This window comes from Pseudomonas sp. GM102 (assembly GCF_000282555.1).
GTDB lineage: Bacteria > Pseudomonadota > Gammaproteobacteria > Pseudomonadales > Pseudomonadaceae > Aquipseudomonas.
Map to the genome: position 1 here is coordinate 1 of NZ_AKJB01000120.1, position 13,569 is coordinate 13,569.

Consider the following 13,569-nt stretch of genomic DNA (forward strand, 5'->3'; position numbering starts at 1 on the left):
AGATACCTATGCCGCGATGGGGGCATCTCAGCCAATACAAGGCTTCAGGCTTGGGCCGGATCACTCCAGCGTCTGAACCACCAGCGCACCCGTGAGATCGGCTTGCCCTCGGCATCCAGCGGTCGCCCATCGCTGGCAAAACCCTGTTCCGGTTCCAGCAATTGACCATTGAGATATCGAGCCTCGACGGCAGTTTTACCGTTGGCATGAAAGCGCTGATACCGCCCCTCGCGCACGCCATCGCGGTAGAACTCGACCTCCGCCAGTTGCCCGTCGGGAAAGTAATTGAACGCCTCGCCATGCAGCAGCCCTCGGCGGTAAGTCGCCTTGCGCTGCAGCCAGCCTTGCGGCGCATAAAAACTGGCTATCCCTTGCAGCTTGTCACGAACAAACGGCAGCTGCGCCGAGACCTTGCCGTTGGGGTGATAGAGCAGGGTAGTGCCTTGCAGCTCGCCCTGGCTGTAGTGCAAATCAGCCTGTGCGCGCCCGTCATCCTTGATATGCAGTGCACCGTCGAGCTGGCCATCGAGCAAGCGACCTTTGAGCTGTTTATCGTTCTGCTGCAAGTCCAGCGGCGTGATGGCCATGGGTTCTCCTTGTCAGTTGACCTGCACCAGACCACCCTTGATGGTCAGCATGCCGCCGCCATCCACGGTCTGCGAAGCGGCGGCCTTATTGGTCAGGCTGATCCCGGCATCATTGGTCATTGTCGTGCCGGCCTTGTTTTCCAACGAGGTGCCGGCCTGATTGCTCAGGGAGGTGCCGGCCTTCTGGCTGATCGAGGTGCTGGCCTCGGCCGCCAGATCGGCGCCGCTCTTGATCGTGAAACTGCCGCCGCTTTGCAAGGTCAGGGTACCGGTCACCTTGATGGTCAGATTGCCGTCCACCGTCAGGCTGTAATCGCCGGTGACCTTGTGCGTGTAGTTGCCACCGGTGCTGTGGGTCTGGTCCGCGCCCACGGTCACCGTGCGACTGTCCTTCACATCCAGATTGTCGCTCCCCGTCTGGATGGTCACGCTGCGTTTGCCTTTCTCCAGGGTCACAGTCTCGTCGCCTTCCTTCACCGTGCGCGTACGGGCGTTCTGCACAGTCAGGGTTTCGTCGTGGCCGACAGTGGCGGTGGTGTCGTTGAGCACATTGATCTTGAAATCCTTTTGCGCCTGCAAAAACACCTCTTCGGCGTCCTTCTTGTCCTCGAAGCGCAACTCGTTGAAACCTCCACCGCCCTTGGACGACTGAGTCTTGATTCCGGACTGGGTCTGATTCGCCGGCAGCGCATAGGGCAGGGCGTTGTCGCCGTTGTAGACGCAACCGGTCACTAGCGGCCGATCCGGGTCGCCATCGATAAACGTCACGATGACTTCCTGGCCGATGCGCGGCACGAACTGCATGCCGAAACCCTTACCGCTCCAAGGCAGCACCACACGGACCCAGCAGGAACTGGCTTCGTCGTTCTTGCCGTCGCGATCCCACGGGAACTGCAACTTGATGCGGCCGTATTCGTCGGTCCAGATTTCTTCGCCGGACTTGCCGACGACGATGGCTGTCTGTGTGTGCATTCGCGGCTTCGGTGTGGTTCTCACCGGGCGAAAAGGCGTGGTCTTGGGGATGGCTTCGAAGCGATTGCGATAACTGTCATGGCTGGCTTCGTGAATCACCGCCGTTACCACCCAATCGATATTCAACGTCGAATCATCGTGCCCTGCGAGAGTGAACCAGTGCCCCGGCACCAGCCAGCGGCAGTCGCTTTCACCGACAAAACGCTTCTCCTGACTGCGCAATCCATCGACGCGCTGCTTGGTCAACGCATCGCCCCGGGCCTTGGCGTTATAGCCGCCTGGGTGCTCGTACATCGACCGTGGCCCGGCAACTGCTTCGGCCTGGCTGTAGAGCGAGGTGGTCGGCGTAGTGAATTCGTAATCCGTCGCCTGATACACCCCGGCCACCGCCTGTACGCAGACCTGCCCGGAGCGGATGCCATGCAGCTCGCGTTCGCCCAACTGCTGACCGAGATAGCTCACCTTGGGGCCATTGGGGATCGGCACGAAAGCATCGTTGCTGTCCCCCAGCACCAGCGTGTGCTTGCCTTCCTCGTGGGTGAAAAACCAGAAAATCCCTTCTTCTTCCAGCAACCGCGAAACGAACGCAAAATCGGTTTCGCCGTACTGCACGCAGTATTCGCGTGGGGTGTAGCTGCCGCTGAGCTTCAGCAGGAAGTCGGTAAAACCGTGGGCCTTGAAAATCGTGGTGACAATGTCCGAAGTGCTGAGGTTCTGGAACACGCGATTGTTGCTGGCCAGGGTCAGCCACCAGAGCCATGGCCGCAGTACAAGCTGATAGCGCTCGGCAGTGGCGTCGGCCGGGAGTTGGCGGATTTCGGCGACCAGGGCATCCGTTGGACGGGTCAGGGCGTCGTTGTGCAGGGTGGTGGTGACGTGGGTGGCGACGGCCGTAGTCAGGGTTAGCGAGGTGCCGTCGTTGAGGCCGTTGAGCGTTTGTATGCCTAGCGAATTGAGGGTTTCTTCGCCGGACAGCGACTCAGGGTAAAGCGCCGACAGCGAAGCGGCGGTGAGGGAGAGGCTGGTGGTGGCATCGACGGAGCGGGGCATCAAGTGGCCTCAGATGGTCAATGAATCAGCTTCGCAGTGAACCATTCTTGGCGCAGCTGCATCAACCAAGCTTAAGTCCGGCCAATGAGCAGCGTTCATCTATTGAGGTGTCCGACATGAAACTAATTCTGGACTTGATAAGGTTGTAGAAGTCGCGTTTGCTGAGACCGAATACCTCAGTGCTATCCTTGATTTTCCTGCTGCGGGCCATGATGGTCCGAATCACAAGATCGTTGATTTGATTGGCCGATAACTCGTCAAACATTAAGGTGAACAATACGGCTAACTGGTTGGCGTCTGCCAGATTTATGTTGGTGTTATTTTCGGTAATGGCGTATTCCTGATAGGTGTTCTGATAGTTGAGTGTCAGACGCTGCTTGATGGGGATATAGTGGTTCAGCGCAGAAATACTGGCCACCACCACGGCGATACCATCGGGAACTTGAGCATTCCAGGGTAAATGGGCCATGGGTGCCGGTTTCTTTTTAGTGGGAACCGGTTTTCCCGAAGCAGGATATGTCATGGCGGTGAAGTTGTAAGTGGCAGCACCGACAATCATCACTCCGTTGTCACTGGTGCCCAGTGCCAATACACTTTTATATTGCCTGCCTAATGCACCGCTGGCGTCGAGGATAGGAGAAAGGTCATCCCTGATGTCTGGGTCCATAACCTGATAGATATGATCCGTAACAGTAGGGTTGTCGTCCCCGCCTAATGAATAAATGAACTGATCGGCGATATAACAGAAATCTTCGCCCTTGACGTGTATATGCAATCGGTTACCTACGTATTCGACCTCGGTAACCTCTTTTAATAGCTGGAGGTTATGAGTTTCGCAAAGCTCGATGATCTTTGCATTCCTGGCCCCAGGCAGTACTGCTCCCGTGAATTCGGAGCCGCCGGGACGGGCAAACCAGTTCATCTTTGGCGAGTGTTTGCTGGCAATATCGACCACCCAGGCGGCGGTGGCGCTACCGCCGTAGATAGCGCGGTCAATATTGGGAACTTGTTGCTCCGCATCTTCAAGAAATTCGATGCCTTCAATAACTTGTGAGTAGTCAATATCGGGCGCAGGTGTTCCTGTTATTTTGGGCGGTTTACGTTGGGCGCCAATGCCGGTGGCAATCACTATTTTTTCAACGATTAATGCATGCGAGGTATCAAACCAGGCGACGTAATTTCCTGGTTGGGTGAGTGACTTGGATATCCGCCGTACCTTGCGTGAAGGATTGTGGCCGTAGCGGCTACCGTTGACGATTTCACTGACGCCTTGCTGAAAAACACCTGAGGAGAGGAAGTTGTCCAGGTTCATTTCACCATTGGCAACCGTGAACGACGGGGGCGGGGAACCCGGTAAGTGCAAGAGGTGAGCGGGCTGGCCCATGGGGTGTTCTACGAGTTTTGCCCATAGTCCATCCTCACCGACAACTACAGTTTTATAGCCATCGGATGAGGTGTTCAGGAACACTGCAGCGGAAACGCCTGCGCCTATTATCAGTCGGGTCGGCATGATGACTTACCTCATATTGGCTGCACTACCTTCATCGAAAAATAACCAGCACAGCACATGGCGACTACTTCCTCTGCTGTGCGGCATCTTTGGGTTTGCACTTTGCTCCTGTTTACACAAGGGAGTCAGTCGTCCGGGACTTACTCCAACACCCACTCCGCCAACTTCCCCGTCACCTGCGTCATCAACACATTCTCAACATCCCTTGCCCCGGCCGCACTGCATTTGGCCAACACCGCCTGCACAATCCCGGCATCAAATTCAAACTGCTTCCCGGTCGCGGCCTTGTAGCGCCCGCGCAATTTCTCCAGCTTCGCCAACACAATCCCTTCCAGCGTCGCCTCATCCAGCGGCCGATACGCCACCACCGTCATGCGCGCCAGAAACGCTGGCCGAAACGCTTTCAGCAGCACTTTATGCAGCGCTTCGTTGAAGGCATCAGTGCCCAGTTGCGCGGTCGGCGTGTCGAGCAGTAACTCAGCTCCAACATTACTGGTGGCGAGCATCACGGTGTTTTTGAAGTCCACCACCAACCCGGTACCGTCCTCCATCACGCCTTTGTCGAAGACGTTGTAGAAGGCTTCGAGCACATCCGGGTGGGCCTTTTCGATTTCGTCGAGCAGCACCACCGAATAGGGCTTGCGCCGCACCGCTTCGGTGAGTACGCCACCGCTGCCGTAACCGACGTAGCCGGGCGGGGCACCTTTGAGTTGGCTGACGGTGTGGGCTTCCTGATATTCCGAAAGGTTGATGCTGATCAGGTTGCGTTCGCCGCCGTAGAGCGCGTCGGCCAGCGCATAAGCGGTTTCGGTTTTGCCCACGCCCGTGGGGCCGACCAGCAGGAACACCCCGACCGGTTTTTGTGGGTCGGTGAGGCCGGCGCGATAGGCTTGCAGGCGTTGGGCGATGGTGTTCAGCGCGGTGCTTTGGCCCATGACCCGCAGGCCCATGCGCTGACCGAGGGTGCGTACGGCGTGGGCTTCGTCGGCGAGCATCTTGCCCACCGGGATGCCGGTCCAGCCGGCGATCACGGCGGCCACGGTTTTCGCGTCGACTTGCTCCGGCACCAGCGGATCGTCCTGGCGAATGGCGTCCAGGCCGGCCTCGAGTCGTACCAGTTCGGCGGCCAGATGATCGATGCGGCTGTCGGTGGCTTCGTCCGGTTTTTCGTTGTCGGCGCGCTCGCTCAAGGTGAGTAACTCGCGGCGGGTTTCCAGCAGTTCGCGCACGGCAATCCGTTCTTCGTTCCAGCGGATTTCCAGGTCGCGAATGGCTTGCACGTTACCGACGGATTCGGTTTCCAACAGGGTGATGCGTTCACGGTGATCGAGCCCGGTGGCTTGTTCGCGACGCAGGCGTTCGACTTCGTCTTTGAGGCTTTGCTGGCGGTGGCGCAGGCTTTCCAGCGGTGGCGGCACGTCGTGCTGGCCGAGAGCGACCCGGGCGCAGGCGGTGTCGAGCACGCTGATGGCTTTGTCCGGCAACTGACGTCCGGAGATGTAGCGGTGGGACAGCTTCACTGCTTCGTGGATCGCCGCGTCCAGCACCTGCACACCATGATGCTGTTCCAGTTTCGCGGCGACGCCACGGAGCATTTCCACGGCGGTGGTTTCGTCCGGCTCTTCGACTTGCACCAACTGAAAACGGCGGGCGAGGGCCGGGTCTTTCTCGAAGTATTTTTTGTACTCAAGCCAGGTCGTGGCGGCTAGGGTGCGCAACTCGCCACGGGCCAGCGCCGGTTTGAGCAGGTTGGCTGCGTCGCTGCCGCCTTCCGCGCCGCCAGCGCCAATCAGGGTATGGGCTTCGTCGATGAATAGAATGATCGGTTTGTCGGCACTGCGTACCGCATCAATCACGCCTTTGAGCCGCTGTTCGAACTCGCCTTTGACCCCGGCCCCGGCCTGTAACAGGCCAAGGTCGAGTACCCGCAGGCTGACTTCCTGCAGCGACGGCGGCACATCGCCAGCGGCAATGCGCAGAGCCAGGCCTTCGACCACGGCTGTCTTGCCCACGCCCGGCGCGCCGACCAGGATGGGATTGTTCTGCCGACGCCTGAGCAGGATGTCGATGCACTGGCGAATCTCGCCGTCGCGCCCGACGATGGGGTCGATGCGCCCGGCGTGGGCGTCGGCGGTCAGGTCCTGGGTGAACTGATCGAGCACCGAATCCTGTTTCGGCTGCGGCTTGCCGACATTGGCAGGCCGCGTGCCGCCGACGTGTTCGCGAGAGTTTTCGGTCCACTCCAGCAGGTTGCTGCGCAAGGCTTCCCGCGGAATTTTCAACAGCGACGAGGCGCTATTGAGCAGCAGGCTGCGGCGTTCATCGCGGTCGAGCAAGGCCAGCAGCAGCAAGCCGGAACGGATGCTGTCGAGGCCGAGCACACTGGCCTGAACCACCGCGTCTTCGAGCAGGCCGATGGTTTGCGCCGAGAGCGCCGGGGTGCGGGTGCTGCCGGATTTGAACAGTTCCAGGGCCTTGTTGATTTCCGCCGTCAGGGCATCGCGCTCCAGGCCGAAGCGCGGCAGCAGGTAGGTGAAGTCACCGCCCTCGATGTCCAGCAGCTCAAGCAGCAGGTGCTCGATTTCGACGTAATGATGACCCCGTTGCAGGCAGCGTTGCGCGGCCCGTTCAAGGGCGCGGCGGTTGTCCGGGTTGAGGCGTCCGATCAGGCTGGCCAGTTCCATGTTCAGGTGATCTCCAGCTGACGAAGGCGGGTTTCGATCTGTTGCACGGCGAGACTGGTCTGACGTTGCAGGCCACCGTTCCAACTGAGCAAGGGCGGGGCCTGGCGACCGAGTTTTATCGGGTTGGCACCGCGCACCAACAGCACCAGGGTGCAATCCAGATCGGGGCCGAAATACAGCGCGCTGAGACTGGCCAGTGCCGGATGGGATTCACCGTCCGGCAGAAACCGCGCCGCCTGCGCCGAGGTCAGCGGGCCGAGGGTCAGGCGGATGCCGGCATGTTCATCCCAGACCCGGGTGCCGGCCACGGCGCTGCGGCCCAGTTGCAGGTTGCGGCCTCCCGGTTGCAGGCGGCTGCGACTGGCGGGTGGGATTTCCCGCCAGGCACCTTCATAGGCGCTGAGTGCGACCGGCAGTTCGAAGTGCTCGCGCACGATCGCGGCGAAGCCGGCGAGGGAGCGACGACCGTCGGCAAACAGCGCGCTGCACGCCAGTACGGCGGAATCGGGAACGGCCTGACGTTCCTGCAAGGCTTTGGGCAACAACCCGGTCAGCGCCCGCAGTTGCGCCTGCACCGGGGACGCGCCGGGAGTCGTAAAGCCGACGGCAATCCGGTGTTTGCGCATCACTTTGTACAGCAGGCTCAGCAAGCGATGCTGGAACAGGTCGAGGAATTCGGCCGGCGCATGATCCTTGGCGCGAGCCCGCTGTTGCAGCCATTCCTGATAGGCGTAGGGCAGGGGGCCGTCGGGCCCGCCGAGGCCAAACACCGGAGTACTGAGTGTCGGTTGCTGACCGGGTTCCTGGGTCAGGTTTTCGATTTCGCTGGCGGAAAAAAGTGGCGTTAACGGCCCGCGCAGGCGCAGCGCTTCCGCTTGAGGCGCGGTGCCGCTGCCCAGGGATTCGGCTTGTGGGTGTTCGCGCTCCAGCAGCAGCAACGCCTGCAACAACTCGAACGCCTGTGGATCGCGTCGCAGCTTCTGACTCAGGCTCAGAGGGAGAGTGGCATGCCGGCTTGGGGTTGCCATGTCTTGACCTCCTTGTCTGACTGGACCAGGACCGTGCGCACAAAGCGATTGGCCGTGGCATAGAGTGAAAAGAATTGCGCCAGCACTGCTGAGAACAACACGGCGCTGCTGCCGACGAAATGCTGCGGATCGAGTTGCAACTGAACTTCCAGCCCATTGCGCCAGCCGCGCCAGGCATCTTCGCCAACATGGGCGATCACCCGTTCGCAGCCAAGGCCGAGCAAGCCTTCGATCTGCCGCAGGGCGCTGGCCTCGTCACGCAGGTTGTGCAACTGGAGGATTTCCTTGAGGGCATCCAGCGCCTGCGGACCCTCGACCAGCGACAAATGATTGAGGGTCAGTTGCGACACCAGCCGCCAACGGGATTCGCCATCCAGTCGGGGCAAACTCTGTGGGCTGGGCGGATTACGCAGGCGAGCCCAGGCCACTGGCCCCGGTCGTTCGAAACCCAGTGGCGTACCGGCCGGCAGGCTTTGGGCCAGGTGTCGGTTGGTGCACAGCAGTTCGGCGGTGAGGCTGTATTCGGTGGTCTCGGACAATGGGTCGAGCCGGGTGTCCACCAGGCTCACCATCAGGTCGGTACCCAGGCGATTCGGGGTCATGCCGCTGACCCGTCGCGCGTGCCAGTAGCATTGCTTTTCACCGCCGATGTGCTGGCTGCCGTAGTAAGCAGGAACGCGCAGCACGCCTTGACTGGAGCTGGCGCGCATCGCCCGGATGCTGTGGATCTCGACGCTGTTTTCCCGGTGGCTGTCGGCGACCAGGCGGTACTCGCTGCGAGTGCCGTCCGGGCGCAGGGGCTCCGAGGTTCGTGGAAACAGATTGATCACCGGCGCACAGCCCAAGGCGAAGTCGCTGGCCTGAAGGTGCAGACGGTTGGCCGGGGCGCGGTCGAAGACGATGTACAGGTACAGCGTCTGGCTGTCGCTGGTGGCACCGGCCAACGGGATATCGAAGAAATTGAATTTGTCCGGGAAGGCAAAGTATTCGGCGAGCAGGCGCATGCCCGGGTGCACGCCGTCCTCGTCTGGCAACAGCACTTCGTCGCTGGCGAAACCGACAATGTCTGGCAGCCCCGCAAGCGCTTTCGGCACGCTGCCGACGGGGCCGGCCAGCACCTTCACGGCATGGGCGCCGAGCAGGTCATACAGGCAGGCATTGATCACCGGGGAGGCGGCGAGGTGCACGCGCAACTGTTTGATCGTCAACTCCGCCCACTGGCTTTCACCGAGGCAACGCAGGCTCAGGCGCAGGGCCGAGCGCGCCTGTGCAACGCCGGTCAGGGCCTGCGCTTCGTCGCTGCCCAGCAACAGCGCTTCATTGATTTCCAGCGGCCACAAGCGAGCCGCGGCGCTGGTGCGAAAATGGATGCTTTCGCCTTTGTGGGTGGTGACGAACAGCGGCGTGTCCCGTGGCAACGGGTAACCGCCGGCGAGGTTGCCTTTGCTCGGGTCCGGCTCGAATTGCACGATCGCACAGGACGGTAATGGCCGCATGGCCAACGGGTAAAGCTGTTCGAGCAAGGCGTCGCTGAATTCGGCGTAGTCGTCATCGAGCCGCCGTTGCAAGCGCGCCGCGAGCAAGGCGAAACCTTCGAGCAGGCGTTCGACATGCGGGTCGGGGCATTCTCCGGGGGACAACTCCAGGCGTCTGGCGACCTTGGGATAACGCTCGGCGAAAATGCTCCCGGCGTGCCGCAACCAGGTCAGTTCGCGCTGGTAGTAATCGAGCAGTTGCGGGTCAATCGAGTCGCTCATGACGCACCTCAAGGCCATTGCCGGCCTTCTCGATGACAAATGCCACGGGCCAGTGCTGCTGGCCGCTGCGCAACTCGCCCAGTAACCGAATGCACAGTTGCTGCGGATGGCCGGGGACCGGATTGACCTGAACCTCGCCCAGTTGCAGGCGCGGTTCGAAGTGGGTGATGGCCTCGCGGACTTCCCGCGCCAACTGACGACGGTCATCGCTGCGCTGCTGTTGCAAGGCGGTCCAGTCAGCGATGCCGTAGTCGAGAATGCTCGGCGGGGAGGTCAGTGGGCGTTGGCCGCGTCGGGTGTTGAACAGGCGCAACAACTCCGTGTGTACCGAGTCGAGCAGCCCCTGGCGATCGAACACCTGCACGGTGTCGACCTCGCTTGAAGCGAGGCGCTCGAACAATGGTGGGAGGATGCCGGTACCAGCCATGGCCGACGCGTCCGCTTACTTGACGAGCTTGTTGGCGGCCATGTCCCAAGTTGAGGCGGCCGTGCCTTCCTTGGTACCGTCGTCTTTCTGGGCCGTGAGTTCCCACTTGATCTTGGTGAAATTCAGCGACAGGGTTTCCACCGGTTTGCCCCCGGTACCGCCACTGACGCTGACGTTGGACAGCACCACGTTGGTCAGGGTGTAGATGATGAAGGGCATCAACTGACCGCTGCCTTCGGCGGCGTTGCGGCCGATGGTGATTTTCGCTTCCGGGATTGGTTTGCCGGCGCAGCAATACTCGTTGAGGGAGGGGGTCGAGCTGTCGACGAATTTGGTCAGTGTGAACTCGCCGATGTGCGGCTTGCCGGAGGTACGCTCCGAGTTGCTGACGTCGTTGGTCACCTGCATCGCCACGTTGTGGCTGTAGGACATGACTTCGATCTTGTCCTTGTAACCCTCGAGCAGGCTATCGCCTTTGATGTCGCCGCCGAGGTCGAGAATGATTGCATCCATCGCATGAAACTCCTGAAAGTAATCGCTATAGACAAGTGGGGTGAATGCCCAATGCCAATCAGTTAAAAGCGAACACTGAACCTGTTAAGTCAAACACTGAACCTGTTAAGTCAAACACCGAACCTGTTAAGCCAAACACCGAACCTGTGGCGAGGGAGCTTGCTCCCGCTGGACTGCGTAGCAGTCCCATTTTTTGGGGCCGCTTCGCGCCCCAGCGGGAGCAAGCTCCCTCGCCACAGGTATCAGTGGTGCCACAGACTCCAGTGGTGCCACAGGTTTCAGTGGTCAGGCAGCTACCGGTGGCGGCAGGGTCGCGACCAGGCGGATCGACGCGGTCAGCTCTTCGAGCTGGAAGTGCGGCCGCAGGAACACCGTGGCCTTGTAGGCACCCGGTTTGCCGGCGACCTCGGTCACATCCACCCGGGCTTCACGCAACGGGTACTGCGCCTTGATCTCTTGCGGCGCGTTGTCGTTGATCAGCACGTAGTCGGCGATCCAGTTGTTGAGGTAGGTCTGCACGTTGTCGCGGGTCATGAAGCTGCCGACCTTGTCGCGCATGATCACCTTCAGGTAATGCGCGAAACGCGAGGCCGCGAGCACGTACGGCAACATCGCCGAAATCCGCGCGTTGGCGTTCGCCTCATTGGTGTTGTAGAGCTTGGACTTGTTGGTGGTCTGGCCGCCGAAGAACACTGCCACGTCGCTGTTTTTCTTGTGGCACAGGGCGATGAAGCCGAGGTCGTTGAGTTCTTTCTCACGACGGTCGGTGATCGCCACTTCGGTCGGGCATTTGAGCGACAGATCGCCAGAGGTCGTGCGGAAGGTATGGGCCGGCAGGCCTTCCACCGCACCACCGCCTTCGGCACCGCGAATCGCCGCGCACCAGCCGTACTTGGCGAAGGCTTCGGTGATTCGTTGCGACAAGGCCCACGCAGCATTGCCCCACAGGTATTTGCCGTGGTCGCTGCCGTTGACGTCTTCGACGTAGTTGATGCCTTCCACCGGCGATGTGTTAGGGCCATAGGGCAGACGCAGCAGGAAGTGCGGCAGCACCAGCGACACATAACGCGAGTCTTCGCTTTCGCGGAACGAGCGCCACTTGATCAGCTCCTGGCTCTCGAAGACTTTCGACAGATCACGCGGCACGGCCAGTTCGGTGAAGCTGTTCATGTCGAACAACCGGGGGCTGGCGGCAGCAATGAACGGCGCGTGAGCGGCCGCGGCGACGTTCGAGAGTTTCTCCAGCAGGCCGATGTCCTGCGGGTGCCGGCCGAAGGTGTAGTCACCCACCAACAGGCTGAACGGATGGCCGCCGAAGGTGCCGTATTCTTCTTCGTAGATCTTCTTGAACAGCGCGCTCTGGTCGAACTCGACGGCTTTTTCCAGATCGTTCTGCAGCTCTTTCTGGGTCACGTTGAGCAGGCGCAATTTCAGCCGGGAACTGGTCTCGGTGTTTTTCACCAGCAGGTGCAGGCCGCGCCAGGAGGCTTCGAGTTTCTGCAGGTCCGGGTGGTGCAACACTTCGTTGAGTTGAGCGCTGATCAGCTCGTCGATCTGGCTGATGCGGTCGTTGATCATCGCCACGGTGTCCTTGTCGATGGCCATGCCTTCGTCGAGTACCTGGGTGGCGAATTCCGCGAGCATGTCGCGGGCGTAGTCTTGCTGGCTGTCGTCATGGGCCATGCGGCCTTTGGCGATGATTTCATCAAGCAGGGACAAGGTCTGGGCGGTACTGTCGCTGGCTTGGCTCTGGGCGGCGGATGAGGCGGGCATGGCAAATTCTCCCTAAGTGGATGAACGATCAGGCTTGCGGTTCGGCCGGTACTTCTGCATCGCCTGCGGGGGCGGGGGCAGCGGTTTCCGGGCGGGCAGACTTGATCTCTTGCAGTCCCTCGGTGTTGGCGATGACGTCACGCAACAGCTTGTCCAGATCATCGTTGCCATCGAGCTTGGTCAGCAGGTCGCGCAGACGCTGACGGGCTTCGAACAGACGCCGCAGCGGGGTCACTTGCTCAACCACCTTGACCGGATCGAAGTCGTCGATGTGTTTGAAGTTGAGCTCGATGTTGAGTTTGCTGTCGTCGCCGCTGAGGGTATTGGTGACCTGCAAGGTGGCGCGCGGGCCGATCGAGGCGAGCACTTCGTTGAAGTTGTCGCGGTCGATTTCGGTGAAGCGCCGTTCATTCAATTTCGGGAGTGGCTCCAGAGGTTTGCCGGAGAGGTCGGCAAGAATGCCGACGACCAAGGGCAATTCTTTCTTCTCGATGGCGTTGCCGATTTCGACGTCGTAGGTGATTTGCACCCGGGGCGGGCGGACCCTGTCGAGCTTGTGCTGAGTACTTTCTGCCATGGTGGCTGACTCCGATGCATGAGGCGGGCGCAATGCATCGGGAGGCCCGTTTCATCGCATTCCCTTACTGGACCGTAGGTTAGAAAGGGAGGGCAGAGGACCTGTCATTCCTTTGACGAACCTTCCACATTCGTCGTGCCGACCGAACTACCCAAGACGCTAGAACAGGTCTATAAAAAAGCAAACAAAAAGCATTTTTGGACTGTATCGAGAAAAGGAAAATTCATTTTGTACGTACGTTTTTTTTCTTTGGTTCTGCTCCTGTCACTCGCCGGGTGTTCGTTGTTCGGACCTCGTGTCGACCTCGATAACCTGACGCTGGACGTCGCGCCCCGCGCCAACGATGACACGCCGATCGCGGTGGACTTCATTGCGGTGAACGACCCGGATCTGCTCAAGCAGTTGTCGGGCATTACTGCCCGGCAGTGGTTCGCCGAACGCGAGCAGTTTCAGCGCGACTATCGGCAGCTGATGACCGTCTGGGGACTGGAGCTGGTGCCCGGTCAGTTCATCGACAAACAACCCTTCCCGCTGGGGGGGCAGCGGGCGGCTGGACTTTTAGTCTTCGCCAGCTATAACACTCCCGGAGCACACCGGTTACGGCTGGACGATCAGAACAGCGCCTGGCTCAAGTTCGACAGTCGCGAGATGACGCTGGTCAGCGATCACCCGAACTGAACACAGGATTGTG

11 protein-coding genes are annotated in these 13,569 nt (G+C 60.4%); 1 reads left to right on the forward strand and 10 read right to left on the reverse strand.

The window, feature by feature from the left end; translation table 11 throughout:
* Positions 1 to 44: 44 nt before the first annotated feature.
* The 10 genes from PMI18_RS03820 to tssB all read right to left on the reverse strand — a co-directional run bounded on the left by PMI18_RS03820 (position 45) and on the right by tssB (position 12,878).
* Positions 45 to 587: a toxin-antitoxin system YwqK family antitoxin gene (locus PMI18_RS03820; protein WP_007906292.1), complete on the reverse strand. Its 543-nt coding sequence runs from the start codon at positions 585 to 587 to the stop codon at positions 45 to 47.
* Positions 588 to 599: 12 nt separating this feature from the next.
* Positions 600 to 2,609 (reverse strand): type VI secretion system Vgr family protein, encoded by a 2,010-nt coding sequence (tssI, locus tag PMI18_RS03815; RefSeq protein ID WP_007906293.1) that lies wholly within the window; start codon positions 2,607 to 2,609, stop codon positions 600 to 602.
* A gap of 61 nt (positions 2,610 to 2,670) precedes the next feature.
* Positions 2,671 to 4,119, reverse strand: coding sequence for a hypothetical protein (locus PMI18_RS03810; protein WP_007906294.1), 1,449 nt, complete (start codon positions 4,117 to 4,119; stop codon positions 2,671 to 2,673).
* 140 nt (positions 4,120 to 4,259) lie between these two features.
* A complete protein-coding gene (gene tssH, locus PMI18_RS03805; RefSeq protein WP_007906295.1) occupies positions 4,260 to 6,803 on the reverse strand; it encodes a type VI secretion system ATPase TssH in 2,544 nt (847 codons plus the stop codon).
* Between the two features lie 2 nt (positions 6,804 to 6,805).
* A complete protein-coding gene (tssG, locus tag PMI18_RS03800) occupies positions 6,806 to 7,831 on the reverse strand; it encodes a type VI secretion system baseplate subunit TssG (RefSeq protein ID WP_007906296.1) in 1,026 nt (341 codons plus the stop codon).
* Entirely contained in the window at positions 7,795 to 9,588 is a 1,794-nt protein-coding gene (gene tssF / locus PMI18_RS03795; RefSeq protein ID WP_007906298.1) for a type VI secretion system baseplate subunit TssF, read from the reverse strand. The genes tssG and tssF overlap by 37 nt, the downstream gene beginning before the upstream one ends.
* Positions 9,572 to 10,015 (reverse strand): type VI secretion system baseplate subunit TssE, encoded by a 444-nt coding sequence (gene tssE / locus PMI18_RS03790; protein ID WP_007906300.1) that lies wholly within the window; start codon positions 10,013 to 10,015, stop codon positions 9,572 to 9,574. The genes tssF and tssE overlap by 17 nt, the downstream gene beginning before the upstream one ends.
* A gap of 15 nt (positions 10,016 to 10,030) precedes the next feature.
* Positions 10,031 to 10,528, reverse strand: a complete 498-nt coding sequence (locus PMI18_RS03785) for an Hcp family type VI secretion system effector (RefSeq protein WP_007906301.1) — start codon at positions 10,526 to 10,528, stop codon at positions 10,031 to 10,033.
* A 285-nt stretch (positions 10,529 to 10,813) separates the two neighbouring features.
* On the reverse strand, positions 10,814 to 12,301 hold the full coding sequence (gene tssC / locus PMI18_RS03780; protein WP_007906304.1) for a type VI secretion system contractile sheath large subunit: 1,488 nt from the start codon (positions 12,299 to 12,301) through the stop codon (positions 10,814 to 10,816).
* Positions 12,302 to 12,329: 28 nt separating this feature from the next.
* Positions 12,330 to 12,878: a type VI secretion system contractile sheath small subunit gene (tssB, locus tag PMI18_RS03775; protein WP_007906307.1), complete on the reverse strand. Its 549-nt coding sequence runs from the start codon at positions 12,876 to 12,878 to the stop codon at positions 12,330 to 12,332.
* A gap of 228 nt (positions 12,879 to 13,106) precedes the next feature.
* Here tssB and PMI18_RS03770 point away from each other — a divergent pair, with 228 nt between their 5' ends.
* Entirely contained in the window at positions 13,107 to 13,556 is a 450-nt protein-coding gene (locus PMI18_RS03770) for a hypothetical protein (RefSeq protein WP_007906309.1), read from the forward strand.
* Positions 13,557 to 13,569: the final 13 nt, after the last annotated feature.